The sequence below is a fragment of the Stenotrophomonas sp. AR029 genome, assembly GCF_047520695.2.
GTDB lineage: Bacteria > Pseudomonadota > Gammaproteobacteria > Xanthomonadales > Xanthomonadaceae > Stenotrophomonas > Stenotrophomonas sepilia.
This window is the reverse complement of the sequence record NZ_JAXBQQ020000005.1, coordinates 168,836-183,956: the sequence shown is the minus strand read 5'-3', so window position 1 is coordinate 183,956 and position 15,121 is coordinate 168,836. Positions and strand designations below refer to the sequence as shown.

Sequence of the window (15,121 nt, the reverse complement as noted above, 5' to 3'; positions counted from 1 at the left end):
GGCTTTTCCCCCAGTGGCTCACCCATACCCACCGGTTCTGTTTTGCAGTGCAGCGTGCAAAGTGCTTTCGCAGCCCGCACGATGGCCCTGCATCCCGACGTGGGGGAGGGAGCAGAGCCCGCTGGCAGTTCGCTGCAAGCGGGCTTTTTTATTGCCTGTGGCCCAGTGTGAATACGCGGCCTCCATTATCGGTAGTGCCGGCCGCTGGCCGGCAACTGCAGCAACCTTCGGCAGAATCATGGGATCTGCCGGCCAGCGGCCGGCACTACCGGGTCCGTCGCGTCCCGACCGGGTCGATACAATCCGCCCATGACCCTCGCCCCCGCTGACCTGCCCGCCGCCCTGCAGCCTCTTGTCGACCGCGCGCTGGCGCGCTTGGCCCAGGTCCTGCCCGAACCCATCCCGACCGATCTGCTGCCGCTGCTGAGCCGGTTGGCGGTGACCAGCGACTTCGCGCTGGACACCCTGGTGCGGCAACCGGCGCTGCTGGCGCAGCTGGCCGCGCCCGGTTGCCCGCCGATCCCGCCACCGGTGCTCGATCCGCTGCAGCCCAGCGACTGGCCGGCGCAGATCCGGCGCTGGCGTACTGCCATGTCGACGCGGCTGATCTGGCGCGACCTGACCGGCCTGGACGACGTGGCACAGACCCTGGCCGGCGCCACCACCCTGGCCGAGGACTGCCTGCGGCTGGCGCTGGACGCGCTGCAGCAGGAATTCGCCCAGCGCCACGGTGTGGTCCGCGATGGCGAAGGCGCCGCGCAGCAGCTGGTGGTGTTCGGCCTCGGCAAGCTTGGCGGCGGCGAGCTCAACTTCAGTTCCGATATCGACCTGGTCTACGCCTATCCGCACGGCGGCGAATCCGACGGCCCGCGCGCGCTGGCCGCCGAAGAGTATTTCGCCCGCCTTGGCCAGCGCCTGGCCAAGCTGCTGGACGAAACCACCGTCGATGGCTTCAGCCACCGCGTCGACCTGCGCCTGCGCCCGTTCGGCAGCGCCGGCCGCGTCGCGCTGTCGTTCGCGGCGATGGACCAGTACTTCCAGCGCGAAGGCCGCGACTGGGAGCGCTATGCGTGGCTGAAGGCGCGCGCGGTCGCCGGTGATATCGAGGCCGGTGAAGCGTGGCTGCAGACCCTGCGCCCGTTCGTGTACCGCCGCTACCTGGATTTCACTGCGCTCGATGGCCTGCGCGAGATGAAGGCAGCGATCACCGCCGAAGTCGCGCGCCGCGAGCTGCACGAAGACATCAAGCGCGGCGCCGGTGGCATCCGCGAGATCGAGTTCCTGTGCCAGGCGCTGCAGCTGATCCGCGGTGGCCGCGAACCTGCGCTGCGCGAGCGCCGCCTGCTGGTGGCGCTGGACGCGCTGGTGGCTGCGGGGCAGATCGCGCCCGAGGACGGCAGTGCGCTGCGCGAGGCCTACCTGTTCCTGCGCCGCCTGGAGAACCGCCTGCAGATGCTGCGCGATGCGCAGACCCACGTGCTGCCCAGCGATGCACTGGACCGCGAGCGCATCGCCGTCGGCCTCGGCTACCCGGACTGGGACGTGCTGCGCGCGGCGCTGGCCGAACAGCAGCAGCGGGTCAGTACCGAATTCGCCGCGCTGCTGGCACCGCGCAAGGGTCAAGCCGCGCCCGACGCGCTGGCCAATTACTGGCGTAGCCTGCCCGAGGGCAGCAACGCGCCGTTGCTGGCAGAAGCCGGTTTCCTCGATGCCAATGGCGCCGACCAGTCATTGCGTGACTTCGCGCAGGGCACCGGCGTGAAGTCATTATCCGATGCGGCGCGTGCGCGGCTGGATCGCGTACTGCCCGCGTTGCTGCATGCGGCCACGCGTTCGCCGCAACCCGACGCTGCGCTCAAGCGTGTGCTCGGCCTGTTGCAGGCCGTGCTGCGCCGGACCAGCTATCTCGCGCTGCTGGACGAACAACCGAGCGCGTTGGCGCGTCTGGTCGATGTGCTGGCGCGCAGCGCGCTGCTGGCCGAGCGGCTGGCCGCGTACCCGCTGCTGCTGGACGAACTGCTGGACGTGCGCGTGTCCGGGCCGATGCCCGATGCGGCCGGCATGCTGGCCGAGTGCCAGCAGGTGCTGGCGGTGGAAGATCCCGAATCCGCACTGCGCTGGCTCAACGAGACGCGGCTGGCGCTCAGCTTCCGCATGGCGATGGCCACGCTGGATGGCCGCCAGGGTGCGGTGGACAGCACGCGGCAACTGGCCGAGCTGGCGCAGGCGGTGGTCACCACCGTGCTGGCGATGGCCGAGGCGGACATGCGCGCCGCGCACGGCGGGATTCCCGGTGGACGTTTCGCGATCATCGGCTACGGCAGCCTCGGCGGGCTTGAGCTGGGCTTCGGTTCCGACCTGGACCTGGTGTTCCTGCACGACAACCCGGCTGGCGTGGAGGCCAGCGATGGCGCACGTCCGCTGGAACCGGGGCGCTGGTATGCACGACTGGCACAGAAGGTGATGGCGCTGCTTGGTGCGGTCACCGCCGCCGGGCGCCTGTACGACATCGACGTGCGCCTGCGCCCGGACGGTGGCAAGGGTTCACTGGTGTCTTCGTTGGCCAGCTACACCGAATACCAGCGCGAACGCGCGTGGACCTGGGAACACCAGGCCCTGGTGCGCGCACGCGGTGTGGCCGGTGATGCCAGCCTGCTGGCCGATTTCGAACAGGTGCGTGCACAGACACTGGGTCGTGAGCGCGATCCGGCCACGCTGTATGCCGATGTGCTGAAGATGCGCGGCCGCATGCGCACTGAACTGGACCGCAGCGATGCCGCGCGGCTGGACCTGAAACAGGGTGCCGGTGGCGTGGTGGACCTGGAGTTCCTGCTGCAGACCGGCGTGCTGGCGCGTAGTGCGCAGCATGCGGCGTTGCTGCAGCCACGCGACACGCCGTCGCTGATCGGTGCGCTGGCGATTGCCGGTTTCCTGCCGGAAGACACTGCGCAAGCACTGCATGGCGCGCATGCCACGCTGCTCGACGTGGGCCTGGCCTGCACGCTGGACCGTCGCCCGCGACTGGCACCGACCACGCCAGCGATTGAAGACGCGTGTGCGGCGATTACGGCGGCGTGCAGAGCGGCGGAGCTGCCGTTCGGGTGAGTGGGTGCACCCATTAGAGCAATTGCCCGGGGATGATCCGCTGTTGGTAGGTGCCGACCGTTGGTCGGCACAATCTGTCAGCGGTGATGAACTCTGATGGAGCGTGCCGACCAACGGTCGGCACCTACCGTGCTCATGTGCCATCCAAGGTCGGCACCTGCCAGAGCACGTGCGGTCAGCTGGTCGCGCGCAGCGGCGCCATCTTCCACAGCAGTGCGCGGAACGGGGCCAGCAGGCAGACGCCGATCGCCAGCTTCACTACCAGGTCGCCGGCGGCCCAGCTCACCCACGGCAGGGTGGAACCGGCAAATGCGGTCGACCAGAAAATGGTGGTATCCACCGTCGCGCTGCAGGTCGTGGCCACCATCGGTGCGCGCCACCAGCTGCCGCGGCGCAGGCGGTCGAACACGGTGATGTCCAGCAACTGCGCCACGATGAAGGCCGAGCACGAGGCAACGGCGATGCGCGGCGTGGCCACCCAGATCGACAACAGCACCGCCACCGCGAAGCCGATCCACGCCACGCGGCGCGCCGGGCCCGGGCCGAAGCGGCGGTTGATCAGGTTGCTGACCAGGAACGCGACCGGATAGCTGAAGGCGCCCCAGGTCAGCCAGTCATTGATCGGGTACTGCACCAGCACGTTGGACAGCAGCACCACCGCGCCCATCGCCAATACCGCCAGCACCAGGGCGCGGGCGGTCAGCGGGGCAAACACAGGGGCAGGACGCACGGACATGGCGAGCCAGGGGGACAAAGGGGATCGCCCATTATCCGCCCGGCCCGCGGCAAAGCCAAAACCGCTTGTTCAGCTTTACAACGCTTCGCTCATCACATCGCCCGCGGCGTAGGCCGTCGGCACGTAGGCCAGTGCCTGGCCCTGTGCGCTCTTCACGGTCCAGCCGGCACCGGCCTCGGTGGGGTCGAAATGTACCTGCTGGCCGACCACGAAGGCCGCCGTCTGGTCTTCATGCACGCGCGCCGGCCAGCGCAGGGTGGCGGTCTGATCGGCCTTGTCGGGCACCTGCAGCTGCACCTGGCGCTCGCCGGCCGCCGTGATCTCCACCTTCTTCACGTCCATCGGCGGCAGTGGCACCGCCTTGGTGCGGGCAACCCTGCCATTGCGTTCGCTGGCCTTGAACGGCGCCTTGGACAGTTCGGACAGGCCCGCCGATGCAGCGAGCGGCACCGAGACCACGATCAGCGAGGTGATCAGCACGCTGGCTTCGCTGCTGTTCAACTGCGGCGCGGCGCCGGCATGGACGGTGGGCACCAGCAGCGCGGAGAGCAGCAGGGCGGAAGCGGGAACGCGCAGGCAACGGAACATGGAGACCTCCTGGTCAGCGTGGGGACGGCGGCTCAGCGCCGGGTATCGAAGATATCGCGCGGGCCGGTGGCCTCGGGCAGGTATTCCAGCGGGCGGCCCTGGTTGTCCTTCAGCTGCCAGCCCTGGTCGGCGCCGGTTGGCTCGAAGTTCACGGTCTGGCCCACGGTGAACTGCACGGCCGGGTCGCCGACGCCGCGCGGATACTGCATCGATGCGGTGTTCTGCGGATCGTTGGCATCACGCAGCAGCACTTCGCGGCGGCCATCGACGGTGGTGGCGATTGCGCTCACCTCCATCTGCGGCAGCTTGATCTGCTGCGGGCGGGCCAGCGGCTGGCCGGCATCGGCCGCATCCTGGGCTTCCTTCGCTGCTGCGGCGCGGGCCGAGGCCACCATCTGCGTGGACATTTCCAGGCTCGGTCCCTGCGGGCCCGGGTCATGGATGATCACGATGCGGCGTTCGGCGTGGGCGGCCGTCGACCACGCCAGGCCGGTGACGATCACCATCGACAACACAGAGGTAAGCAGCGGACGCATGTCGTTCTCCTTGCGGGATTCAGGGCGTGGCGGCGGTGGCACCGGCCACCGGCACATGGGGGATCACCAGTTCCTGCTGCAGCTGGCTGCGCTGGTGCAGGAAGTCGAACACCGATTCCACCGTCACCACCGAATAGTTGCCGGAGATGCGTTCGCCGGCTGGATGGTCGGTGGTGGTGGCGTTGGCTACGAACAGGCGCGCACCCACGCGCTTGCCGAGGCCGATATGCAGCACGCTGGGCTGGTACTTCTGCTGGCGCAGCCACTGCTGTGCCTGTTCGCGCTTGACGATGGCCGGCGCGCCTTCGGTCTGCGCCATCGCCGCCGCCAGCACTTCCAGCACCCACTGGTTGGAGTTCTGGTAGTCGGTGGCGAACGGGTAGGCGACCACGTTGTACCTTGTTTCGTGCAGCGCCTTGGGCTGGATCGAGGGCGGCACCAGCATCGCGCGCAGCGCCGCACGCAAGGGGGCCGACGGCACGCCGATGCGCAGGTCGGTATGGCCGCCGCTCTCGCCGACGAAGTTGCCGAGGCCCTCGTGGTACAGCTGCGAGCTGTCGGTCTTGCAGCGGTTGAGCAGGTGCATCGCGCGCCAGCGGCCGTCGTCCTCGCGCAGCAGGAAGGCCAGGTGGCTGTGGCGCAGGCCGTAGCGGCTCAGGTCCTGGCCACCGCGCGCGGCCACCGCCACGTCCACCTCGGGCAGCGCGTCCAGGCGTTCGGCGGTGGTCCAGGCCACGTCCAGCATCGCCGCCTGCGACGCCACGCTCGGGTAGCGCTCGCGGCAGGCGGTGCTGTCGGCCCAGGCCGGTGCGGTCGCCAGCAGGCTGGCGATCAGCAGCGCGGCGCGGCGCAGGCGGGAAAAACGATCCATGTCGGTACCTTCAACGGCGGGCAGGCCCGCGCGCCGATCATACGCTGCTCAGCGCAGCGGGCGATCCACGCCCTTGCGCTGGAGTTCCCTGTCGCAGGCATCGCTGATCGGGGCGATCGGCAGCGGCGGGCGCTCGCCCGTCTTCGGATCGCGCAGCGCCGGCTGTTCGCGGTACGCATCCAGCTGCTGCTGGCATTGATAGGAGATCGGGTCCAGCTCGGTGGGCGCGGTCGAACACGCGGCGAGCAGGGCCAGGGGCAGCAGGAGCAGGGTACGCATGAAGGCATTCGGTCCGGTGGGGGACACCGGACTCTAACGGTATGGGCAGATTGAAATGTTCAGAAATCGCTGCGCACCCCGGTAGTGCCGGCCGCTGGCCGGCATCGGCAGGGTGTCCGGTAATGCGCACAGCGTTGCCGGCCAGCGGCCGGCACTACCCCAAGGCCAGGCGCTGCTTTACTTCCGCCGCCACGCGCGCGGTTTCGCGCAATGGCTCGATGCGGTCGTACTGCCAGTCCAGCCAGTGCGGCTGCAAGCGCCCGCGTTCGCGCAGCTGCTGCTGGAACCGGGCCAGCCGGCCCTGCGCGGCATCGGCCAGCGCCACCATCACCGGCATGCGCGTGGCGCAGGCTTCAGAGAGCAGGTTCACCGAATCGGGCGAGACCACCACCCGGTTGGCCCAGCCGAGCAGGCCGCCATAGGGATTGGTACCGTCGCCACCATCGCCCCAGATCACGTGCGGCAGGTCGGCGAACTTCGCGCGTAGGATCTCGGCCAGGGCTGGCGGCGTGCGTCGCGAGGTGGTGGCCAGCAGGCTGCCGCCTTCGCTGCGGATCTGCTCGGCCAGCGCCTGGAACACACCGACCATCGCCGTCTCGTCCCACGGCGCCAGCGGCGTCGGCCCGCCCACCAGCAGTGCGGTGCGCGGACCGGGCAGGGTGCTGAAGCCGGCGAACGCGGCGCGACCCCAGGCCAGCCAGTCGTCGTCCACCGGGTTGAGGCTGCCGAGCAGGGTCAGCACATTGCTGCCGCGCAGGGCGTCGTGTTCGGGCACCACCACCACGTCCCAATGGCGGGCGCCGATGCGCGGGTCGAGGATCTGCACCACCTGGCTGCCGCGTGCACGCAGCACGCGCAGGGCACCGGCCGCCTGGCGACCACAGCCGATCGCCAGTGCCGGCGCCTCGGCCGCCAGCGTCGCCAAGGCCTCGCCGTAGCCATTCACATCGCCGGGCAGGCGCCGCGGCGACAGCCAGCGCCAGGGTGCGCGCGGTTGCAGGAGCAGCGGTCGGTGGGTGCCCTGGCGCAGTGCCGAGGCCAGCGCGACCGCCTGGCGGACATTGCCCGCACGGCCGTCAGTGACCGTCCATGGCGCGCTCGATCGTTTCACCATTGGCATTAATTCGTTTCAGCCCTGCTGGGTGTTGCAACAGTCGCGACACTCTACACTGCGGCTCGTCGTTTCGCCCCGCGCCGCCCGCGGGCACTGACTTCCTTTCGCCGCCCTGGAGATCCACCGATGTCCCACGCGCTCGACGCCGCTGCCCTTGACCAGCTGTTCCGTACGGCCCGCACCCAGAACGCCTTCCTCGACAAGCCGGTCCCCGAGAGCCTGCTGAAGGAACTGTACGACCTGGTGAAGTGGGGCCCCACCGCGGCCAACACCACGCCGGCGCGCTTCGTCTTCGTCACCTCGAAGGAGGCCAAGGACAAGCTGGCCCCGGCGCTGTCCGAAGGCAACCTGGCCAAGACCATGGCTGCGCCGGTCACCGTCATCATCGGTTTCGACCTGGACTTCCACGAGAAGCTGCCGTACCTGTTCCCGCACACCGATGCCAAGGCCTGGTTCGATGGCCCGCAGGAAGGCCGCCACGAAGCCGCCATCCGCAACGGCAGCCTGCAGGGTGCCTACCTGATCCTGGCTGCGCGCGCGCTGGGCCTGGATGCCGGCCCGATGTCCGGCTTCGACCCGGCCAAGGTCGACGAAGCCTTCTTCGCCGGCACCTCCATCAAGTCGAATTTCCTGGTCAACCTGGGTTACGGTGATCCGGCGGGCCTGTTCCCGCGCCTGCCGCGCCTGTCGTTCGACGAAGCGGCGCGCATCGCGTAAGTCGCTGTATCGGTTTCGGGCCCGCTGTTCCGCGGCGGGCCATTGCTGCACCGTGTACCCACCCTACGATCCGGAGAGTTCCTCAGATGAGCGCCACCCGTAAACTGCTGCTGCCGCTGGCCCTGACCCTGGCCATCGCCGCCTGCTCCAAGCCGGCCGACACCGCTGCCCCGGCGGCCGATGCCGCCGCCCCGGCCACCACCGAGCAGGCTGCCACCCCGGCGGCTGATGCCGCTGCTGCCGCGCCGGCTGCCGAAGCGATCAAGATCGCCTCGGGCACCTACAAGCTGGACCCGAGCCACACCGACGTGCTGGCGCAGTGGAGCCACTTCGGCTTCTCCAATCCCAGCGCGCACTTCGGCAACGTCGAAGGCACCCTGGTGTACAACGCCGAAGACGTGACCAAGTCCACCGTGGAAGTGAAGCTGCCGCTGAGCGGCCTGAACAGCTTCACCGCCAAGTTCGACGAGCACCTGAAGAGCGCCGACTTCTTCGACGCCGCCAAGTTCGCCGATGCCACCTTCAAGAGCACCAAGGTGGAAGCGGCCGGCACCAACAAGCTGACCGTCACCGGCGACCTGACCATCAAGGGCATCACCAAGCCGGTCACCCTGGACGTCACCGTCAACGGCGGCGGCGAGCACCCGATGGCCAAGGTTCCGGCCGCCGGCTTCGATGCCACCACCACCCTGAAGCGCAGCGATTTCGGCGTCGGCGCCTACGCCCCGAACGTCAGCGATGAAGTGAAGATCCGCATCACCACCGAAGCCACCGGCGAAAAGCCGGCCGCTTGATGCACCCAGCTCACTCGTCGTGAGAAGGCAGAAGGCCCGCTGAAAAGCGGGCCTTCTTTTTGGGTTCTGCATGCGAGGTGCCCGATGCCGATGGGGTTGCCGGCCAGCGGCCGGCACTACCCGGTAGATGCCAACCGGCATCTGGTGGGTGCGGATCTGCATTTGGTGGGTGTCAACCTGCATTTGGTGGGTGCGGACCGTTGGTCCGCACGATCCCTCAGCGCAACGCGCCCAACCATGCCACGCACGCCTCGCTCGGGCTCTGCTTGGCCTTCACCGTCATCCCGCTCACCCGCACGAACGTCTGCGCCGCCTGCGCCACCACCTGGCGGGCGATCAGCGCCGCCTGCTTGGTGGCCGCCTGCTGCTTGCGCAGCTGCACGATGTTGATCGAAGGCCGACCCACCGGCGCGTACTTCTGGTCGCGGCGCAGCACGTCGGCCACCTGCGCCACTTCGAATTCGGCCTGCAGGTAGCGGTGCTGTGCTTCCACCAGCTCGCGCAGCGGCGCGCGCAGTGCAGCGGTATCGGCGAAGGCGGCCAGGGCCGCGTCGCAGGCAGCGTCATCAGCGAAACGGGTGCGCAGCGCATCCACGCTGGCCAGGGTCAGTTTGGCCATGTGGGCCTCGTTGCTGCAGGAAAGGAGCGCGATTGTCGCATTGCCAGCTCGGTAGTGCCGGCCGCTGGCCGGCAATTGCATGGGAGTGTGCGGACCAACGGTCCGCACCCACCAGTCGATGGCGGTCCGCACCCACCGACGGCGGCGCAGCCGAGCATGGGCTCGGCTCCACAATGGCCCGCTGTATCACCCACGGAAGGAAGACCCATGCAGGACGCGCAGTACTGGTTGAACGAATTCTGGTCGGGCCTGAGCGTGCTCGATCTGGTGGGCGGCAGCGTGCTCGGTACGCTGCTCGGCCTGGTGCTGGGCATCGCCGGCTGGCGCTGGCTGCATCGCCGTGGTTGGTTGCAGCGGCGCAAGCGCTGGCATCACTGGCTGCTGGCCAGCTACGTGGTGCTGCTGCCGCTGGCCACTGCCTTCTTCGGCCTGCAGCTGGGTTTCACTGCCGGTGCGCACCGCGCGCTGTTCAAGCAGCTCGATCATTTCCAGCCGCACCTGCAGACCCTGGTGGAAGGCTGGAGCGAAGGCTTTACCGATTCGCTGGACGACCCGCGCATGCGCGAGGCACTGCGCAGCCAGGGCACGGTGGGCGACGTCGCCGACACCATCGCCTCGGCCTACCTCAGCGAGCATCCGCTGCCTGGCCTGGACCGTCTTGGCAACGACCCATTGGCACGCGGCACCGGCTGGGTGATCGGCAAGGTGCGCGAGGGCCTGCTGCGCAGCATGGTGGAAGACACGCTGGTGGACAGGGCCGGTACCCTCGGCCTGGAACCCAAGGTGGTGCGCGAGGCGCTGACCATGCACGTCGATGAGCTGCTGCACACCCGTGGCGTGTTGCGGCTGGTGAAGGCGCAGATCAACGGCATGATGCCGGGCGTGTACTTCGGGCTGCTGTTGCCGTTGTTGATCATCGCGCTGCTGGTGGCGCTGGAGATCTGGGCTGCGCAGCGGTTCGGGTGGACGCGGCAGAGGGTAGTGCCGGCCGTTGGCCGGCAATTGCAGGTTCCTGCCGAAGGTTCATGAGGTTGCCGGTGCATGGGGTCAGATCCCTTTTCCACAGGAAAAGGGATCTGACCCCGAGCCGGTCAATCGCCGTCGGTTTCGTCCGGGTGGGCCTTCCAGTAGCCGGTCGAACGAATCCAGTCGCGCGGCACGCCCAGGTGGCCTTCGATGAACTTGCGCATCATCCGTGCGCGGCGCGATTCGGTGGCGATCCAGTAGAAGACATCGCCGTCCGGGGCCTCGAAGTCGGTCAGCATGTCTTCCAGCAGCGTACTGCTGGCCGCCGGGAAGCCGTTGCGCTCCAGCCAGTGGATGCGCACGTTCTCGTACTGCGGCAGGTCCTGGCGCTCGGCCTCGTCGCGCACTTCGATGAAGGCCTGCACCTCGGCACTGTCCGGCAGCACGTCCAGCCAACGGGCGATGGCCGGCAGTGCGGTCTCGTCGCCGATCAGCACGTAGGCGTCGTAGGTGTCGGCCACCACGAACGAGCCGCGCGGACCGCCGATCACCAGCATGTCGCCCGGCTGTGCGCGTTCGGCCCACGGCCCGGCCACGCCCTGGTCGTGCAGCACGAAGTCGATGGCCAGCTCGCCGCGCTCGTGGTCCCACCAGCGCGGGGTGTAGTCGCGCGAGGGCGAAGGCACCTTGCCTTCCGGGTAGCTGCGGCCTTCGGCGGTCAGCACCGGCAGCACCATCTCGCCCGCAGCGTTGGGGAAGAACAGCTTGATGTGGTCGTCGGCGCCGGGCGAATCGAAGCCGGCCAGGTCGTCGCCACCCAGCACGATGCGGCGCATGTGCGGGGTGACCTCTTCGGTGCGCAGCACGGTCAGTTCACGGAAGCGCACATCCAGGCGCAGGCGCGTGTTGTTGTGTTCGGTCATGGGGGTTACCTGTAAAGGTGTCGCGCGGGGGCGCGCGGCGTAGGGGAGACCTGGCTGGATTCAGTCTGGCTGGGTCGTTGAAATCGGTGGTTGCTCGCTACCGGCCGTACCGTTGAGCAGGGCCGAGGCCCGCGTCAGCAGCGCCGCCACTTCGTCCGCCTCACCCTCGGCCCAGCGGCCGTGGTGGTGCACCAGCGCCCGCTTGAACTCGCGCAGGGCCGCGGCCAGCGGCGGCGGCAGCGAGGCCTTGGTGATCTCGCGGGCACGGTCGAAGGCACGCCGCTGCGCCAGGCGCACCTGGGTGCGCTGCACCTTCAGCTCGAACTCGCCGGCGGCGGTGATGCGGAAGATCCGCTTGCCATCCACTTCCTCGGCCTCGATCCAGCCGGCCTGCTCGAAGCTGGCCAGCAGCGGGTACATGGTGCCGGCGCTGGGCGTGTAGGCCTGCATGAACTGGTTGCTGATCAGCTGCATCAGCTCGTAGCCATGGCGCGGCTGCTCGCCGATCAGGGCCAGCACCAGCAGGCGCAGGTCGCCGCGGCTCAGCACACGTGGCTGGCCGTTGCGGCGCGGCACATCCGGATCGGTGGAACGGGCTCTGGCAGAAGCGGTACGGCTCATTTCGATATATCGGTAAACGAGTATGCAAACGATATATCGATATGTCGAAAGCGACAACATCCGATCCGGCCACAAGCAGGTGCAATTTTGGCCACGGACCTTCGTGCGCACAGCAAAAGGGGCGCCCCCTGCGAGGCGCCCCGGCGATGCTGTGGAAGGGAGCAGGGCCATCGGGCCCATCACTCGCGACCCACCCTGGGCCCGCGACTGGCAGCGATCCAGAGGCAGGTGCGACATGTTGTCGCCGGTTCAGAACCGCTGCCCGGTACCCACCTACGGCGGTGCCGGAGTTGCCCTACAACCGTCATCGGCAGCGGTAACACTGCGTCCTGCACATGGGCGCAGCGGCCGCAAGCGACAGCCCGCGCCGCCGCCAAGGCCCGCCGCAGGGCCATCAGCGGGCCCGGCAAGCCCCTTGCGGACACTGGCCGGTTGCATCCATACGCCAGCGTAGCCAAGTGACGAAAGCCCTTGGTGCGCTACACTTTGCGGTCTAGAAATCTATACAACAGTCGCGCGCGTGCGTGCGGTTATGGGAGCGCTAATGAACTGGTTGAACGAGGTGCTGAACAACGACCCGAATCCTGTGGAAACCCAGGAGTGGATCGAGTCGTTGAAGGCCGTTATTGATGTCGAGGGCTCCGAGCGCGCGCATCAGCTGCTGGAAGGCATGGTGGAACTGACCCGTCGTTCGGGTGCCTACCTGCCGTTCTCTCCCACCACCGAATACGTCAATACCATCGAACCGCAGTTCGAGGCCAAGAGCCCGGGCAACGCCGAGCTGGAATGGCGCATCCGTTCGATCATCCGCTGGAACGCGATGGCCACGGTGGTGCGCGCCAACCGCAAGCCGGGTGACCTGGGCGGCCACATCGCCTCGTTCGCCTCCGGCGCCACCCTGTACGACGTGGGCTTCAACCACTTCTGGCGCGCCCCGAGCGAAAACCACCCGGGCGACCTGCTGTTCATCCAGGGCCACAGCGCCCCGGGCATCTACGCGCGTTCCTTCCTGGAAGGCCGCATCAGCGAAGAGCAGCTGGACAAGTTCCGCATGGAAGTGGACGGCGGTGGCCTGTCCTCGTACCCGCACCCGTGGCTGATGCCGGACTATTGGCAGACCCCGACCGTGTCGATGGGCCTGGGCCCGCTGGCCGCCATCTACCAGGCGCAGTTCATGCGCTACCTGGAAAACCGTGGCCTGATCGAGAAGTCCGACCGCAAGGTCTGGTGCTTCATCGGCGACGGCGAGAGCGACGAGCCGGAAACCCTGGGTGCCATCGCCCTGGCCGGCCGTGAAGGCCTGGACAACCTGATCTTCGTGGTGAACTGCAACCTGCAGCGCCTGGACGGTCCGGTGCGCGGCAACGGCAAGATCATCCAGGAACTGGAAGGCGTGTTCCGTGGCGGCGGCTGGAACGTGATCAAGCTGCTGTGGGGCGGTTACTGGGATGCCCTGCTGGCCAAGGACACCAACGGCGTCCTGAAGAAGCTGATGATGGAAACCGTCGACGGCGAATACCAGAACTGCAAGGCCTTCGGCGGCGCGTATACCCGCGAGCATTTCTTCGGCAAGTACCCGGAAACCGCCGCGATGGTCGCCGGCCTGAGCGACGACGACATCTGGCGCCTGAACCGTGGTGGCCACGACCCGCACAAGGTGTACGCCGCCTACCACCAGGCCGTGAACACCAAGGGCATGCCGACCGTCATCCTGGCCAAGACCGTGAAGGGTTATGGCATGGGCAGCGCCGGTGAGGCACTGAACCCGACCCACCAGACCAAGAAGCTGGACGACGAAGCGGTGCGCCACTTCCGCGACCGCTTCAACATTCCGGTGACCGACGCGCAGCTGGCCGACGGCCAAGTGCCGTTCTACCACCCGGGCCCGGATTCGCCGGAAGTGCAGTACCTGCAGGAACGCCGTGCCGCGCTGGGCGGTTACCTGCCGCAGCGCCGCCGCAAGGCCGACAAGACCTTCGTCGCACCGAAGCTGGAAGCCTACGAGCGCCTGCTGAAGAGCAGCGGCGAGCGCAGCTACTCCACCACCATGGCGTTCGTGCAGAGCCTGAACATCACCCTGCGTGACAAGGAACTGGGCCCGCACATCGTGCCGATCGTGGCCGACGAAGCGCGTACCTTCGGCATGGAAGGCCTGTTCCGCCAGATCGGCATCTACGCGCCGTTCGGCCAGAAGTACAAGCCGGTGGACGCCGACCAGCTGATGTTCTACCGCGAAGACCAGAGCGGCCAGGTGCTGCAGCAGGGCATCAGCGAGCCGGGTGCGATCAGCTCGTGGATGGCCGCCGGTACCAGCTACTCGGTCAGCAACGTGCCGATGCTGCCGTTCTACATCTACTACTCGATGTTCGGCTTCCAGCGCGTGGGCGACATCGCCTGGCAGGCCGCCGACATGCGTACCCGCGGCTTCCTGCTGGGTGGCACCGCCGGCCGCACCACGCTGAACGGTGAAGGCCTGCAGCACGAAGATGGCTTCAGCCATCTGGTGGCCGGTGGCATCCCGAACGTGCGCAGCTACGACCCGACCTTCGGCTTCGAAGTGACGGTGATCCTGCAGCACGGCACCAAGCGCATGATGGAAGACCAGGTGGACGAGTATTACTACGTCACCCTGATGAACGAGAACTACACCCACCCGGAAATGCCGGAAGGCGCGGCCGAAGGCATCGTCAAGGGCATGTACCTGCTGACCGACGCCGGCAAGCCGAAGAAGGGCGAGCTGCGCGTGCAGCTTTTGGGCTCCGGCACCATCCTGCGCGAAGCCATTGCTGCTGCCGAGCTGCTGGACAAGGACTTCGGCGTGACCGCCGACATCTGGAGCTGCCCGAGCTTCAACGAACTGCGTCGCGATGGTTTCGACGTGGAACGTGCCAACCGCCTGCATCCGGAAGGTGAGCAGCGCAAGGCCTACGTGACCGAGCTGCTGGAAGGCCGCCAGGGCCCGGCGATTGCCGCTACCGACTACGTGCGTGCGTATGCGGACCAGATCCGTGCGTTCGTGCCGATGTCGTACACGGTGCTCGGTACCGATGGTTTCGGCCGCTCGGATACGCGTGCGAACCTGCGCCGGTTCTTTGAGGTGGATCGCTACTACATCGCGCATGCCGCGATTGCGGCGCTGGCGAAGGAAGGGAAGATGACCGCGAAGGATGTGGCCCGGGCGATCAAGCAGTACAAGATTGATCCGGAGAAGGCTAATCCTGTTGGGGTTTGATTAGACGTTTCCACCGTTTT

The 15,121-nt window shown here is 67.8% G+C and carries 14 protein-coding genes; 5 read left to right on the top strand and 9 right to left on the bottom strand.

Features of this window, described 5'->3' with window-relative positions; genetic code table 11:
- Nucleotides 1-309 precede the first annotated feature (309 nt).
- Nucleotides 310-3,105: a bifunctional [glutamate--ammonia ligase]-adenylyl-L-tyrosine phosphorylase/[glutamate--ammonia-ligase] adenylyltransferase gene (gene glnE / locus ACM0PB_RS16280; protein ID WP_414604281.1), complete on the top strand. Its 2,796-nt coding sequence runs from the start codon at nt 310-312 to the stop codon at nt 3,103-3,105.
- A 175-nt stretch (nt 3,106-3,280) separates the two neighbouring features.
- On the opposite strand, the gene ACM0PB_RS16275 is transcribed toward glnE, so the two are convergent.
- The 6 genes from ACM0PB_RS16275 to ACM0PB_RS16250 form a co-directional block, all read right to left on the bottom strand.
- A complete protein-coding gene (locus tag ACM0PB_RS16275) occupies nt 3,281-3,841 on the bottom strand; it encodes a queuosine precursor transporter (RefSeq protein WP_164229677.1) in 561 nt (186 codons plus the stop codon).
- A gap of 75 nt (nt 3,842-3,916) precedes the next feature.
- Nucleotides 3,917-4,429 carry a hypothetical protein gene (locus ACM0PB_RS16270; protein ID WP_065197240.1) on the bottom strand — a complete coding sequence of 171 codons (513 nt, stop codon included), beginning with the start codon at nt 4,427-4,429 and terminating at the stop codon, nt 3,917-3,919.
- 32 nt (nt 4,430-4,461) lie between these two features.
- Entirely contained in the window at nt 4,462-4,965 is a 504-nt protein-coding gene (locus ACM0PB_RS16265; RefSeq protein ID WP_032953871.1) for a hypothetical protein, read from the bottom strand.
- A gap of 19 nt (nt 4,966-4,984) precedes the next feature.
- Nucleotides 4,985-5,836 carry a DUF2145 domain-containing protein gene (locus tag ACM0PB_RS16260; protein ID WP_065197241.1) on the bottom strand — a complete coding sequence of 284 codons (852 nt, stop codon included), beginning with the start codon at nt 5,834-5,836 and terminating at the stop codon, nt 4,985-4,987.
- A 48-nt stretch (nt 5,837-5,884) separates the two neighbouring features.
- Nucleotides 5,885-6,115 (bottom strand): hypothetical protein, encoded by a 231-nt coding sequence (locus ACM0PB_RS16255; RefSeq protein WP_005415044.1) that lies wholly within the window; start codon nt 6,113-6,115, stop codon nt 5,885-5,887.
- 154 nt (nt 6,116-6,269) lie between these two features.
- Complete coding sequence (locus tag ACM0PB_RS16250) at nt 6,270-7,229, bottom strand: mitochondrial fission ELM1 family protein (protein ID WP_005415045.1); 960 nt, start codon at nt 7,227-7,229, stop codon at nt 6,270-6,272.
- Between the two features lie 126 nt (nt 7,230-7,355).
- Here ACM0PB_RS16250 and ACM0PB_RS16245 point away from each other — a divergent pair, with 126 nt between their 5' ends.
- Together ACM0PB_RS16245 and ACM0PB_RS16240 are read left to right on the top strand one after the other, a co-directional pair.
- Nucleotides 7,356-7,946, top strand: a complete 591-nt coding sequence (locus tag ACM0PB_RS16245; protein ID WP_005415046.1) for a malonic semialdehyde reductase — start codon at nt 7,356-7,358, stop codon at nt 7,944-7,946.
- An 86-nt stretch (nt 7,947-8,032) separates the two neighbouring features.
- Complete coding sequence (locus ACM0PB_RS16240; protein ID WP_005415047.1) at nt 8,033-8,740, top strand: YceI family protein; 708 nt, start codon at nt 8,033-8,035, stop codon at nt 8,738-8,740.
- A 217-nt stretch (nt 8,741-8,957) separates the two neighbouring features.
- On the opposite strand, the gene ACM0PB_RS16235 is transcribed toward ACM0PB_RS16240, so the two are convergent.
- The gene (locus ACM0PB_RS16235) at nt 8,958-9,359 is read right to left on the bottom strand and encodes a hypothetical protein (protein WP_139726649.1); all 402 of its coding nucleotides are present in this window, start codon (nt 9,357-9,359) and stop codon (nt 8,958-8,960) included.
- Between the two features lie 207 nt (nt 9,360-9,566).
- On the opposite strand from ACM0PB_RS16235, the gene ACM0PB_RS16230 reads away from it, so the two are divergent.
- Entirely contained in the window at nt 9,567-10,388 is an 822-nt protein-coding gene (locus ACM0PB_RS16230; protein ID WP_414604752.1) for a hypothetical protein, read from the top strand.
- A 62-nt stretch (nt 10,389-10,450) separates the two neighbouring features.
- Here the strand turns inward: ACM0PB_RS16230 and ACM0PB_RS16225 are convergent, their stop codons facing one another.
- Together ACM0PB_RS16225 and ACM0PB_RS16220 are read right to left on the bottom strand one after the other, a co-directional pair.
- The gene (locus tag ACM0PB_RS16225) at nt 10,451-11,248 is read right to left on the bottom strand and encodes a siderophore-interacting protein (protein WP_414604751.1); all 798 of its coding nucleotides are present in this window, start codon (nt 11,246-11,248) and stop codon (nt 10,451-10,453) included.
- A gap of 60 nt (nt 11,249-11,308) precedes the next feature.
- The gene (locus ACM0PB_RS16220; RefSeq protein WP_095379197.1) at nt 11,309-11,869 is read right to left on the bottom strand and encodes a PadR family transcriptional regulator; all 561 of its coding nucleotides are present in this window, start codon (nt 11,867-11,869) and stop codon (nt 11,309-11,311) included.
- 544 nt (nt 11,870-12,413) lie between these two features.
- Between ACM0PB_RS16220 and aceE the strand changes: the two genes are divergently transcribed.
- On the top strand, nt 12,414-15,101 hold the full coding sequence (gene aceE, locus ACM0PB_RS16215; RefSeq protein WP_012478970.1) for a pyruvate dehydrogenase (acetyl-transferring), homodimeric type: 2,688 nt from the start codon (nt 12,414-12,416) through the stop codon (nt 15,099-15,101).
- Nucleotides 15,102-15,121: the final 20 nt, after the last annotated feature.

Coding starts and splice junctions, on each gene's coding strand:
- glnE (WP_414604281.1), top strand. CDS start 310: ATGACCCTCGCCCCCGCTGACCTGCCCGCCGCCCTGCAGCCTCTTGTC.
- ACM0PB_RS16275 (WP_164229677.1), bottom strand. CDS start 3,841: ATGTCCGTGCGTCCTGCCCCTGTGTTTGCCCCGCTGACCGCCCGCGCC.
- ACM0PB_RS16270 (WP_065197240.1), bottom strand. CDS start 4,429: ATGTTCCGTTGCCTGCGCGTTCCCGCTTCCGCCCTGCTGCTCTCCGCG.
- ACM0PB_RS16265 (WP_032953871.1), bottom strand. CDS start 4,965: ATGCGTCCGCTGCTTACCTCTGTGTTGTCGATGGTGATCGTCACCGGC.
- ACM0PB_RS16260 (WP_065197241.1), bottom strand. CDS start 5,836: ATGGATCGTTTTTCCCGCCTGCGCCGCGCCGCGCTGCTGATCGCCAGC.
- ACM0PB_RS16255 (WP_005415044.1), bottom strand. CDS start 6,115: ATGCGTACCCTGCTCCTGCTGCCCCTGGCCCTGCTCGCCGCGTGTTCG.
- ACM0PB_RS16250 (WP_005415045.1), bottom strand. CDS start 7,229: ATGGTGAAACGATCGAGCGCGCCATGGACGGTCACTGACGGCCGTGCG.
- ACM0PB_RS16245 (WP_005415046.1), top strand. CDS start 7,356: ATGTCCCACGCGCTCGACGCCGCTGCCCTTGACCAGCTGTTCCGTACG.
- ACM0PB_RS16240 (WP_005415047.1), top strand. CDS start 8,033: ATGAGCGCCACCCGTAAACTGCTGCTGCCGCTGGCCCTGACCCTGGCC.
- ACM0PB_RS16235 (WP_139726649.1), bottom strand. CDS start 9,359: ATGGCCAAACTGACCCTGGCCAGCGTGGATGCGCTGCGCACCCGTTTC.
- ACM0PB_RS16230 (WP_414604752.1), top strand. CDS start 9,567: ATGCAGGACGCGCAGTACTGGTTGAACGAATTCTGGTCGGGCCTGAGC.
- ACM0PB_RS16225 (WP_414604751.1), bottom strand. CDS start 11,248: ATGACCGAACACAACAACACGCGCCTGCGCCTGGATGTGCGCTTCCGT.
- ACM0PB_RS16220 (WP_095379197.1), bottom strand. CDS start 11,869: ATGAGCCGTACCGCTTCTGCCAGAGCCCGTTCCACCGATCCGGATGTG.
- aceE (WP_012478970.1), top strand. CDS start 12,414: ATGAACTGGTTGAACGAGGTGCTGAACAACGACCCGAATCCTGTGGAA.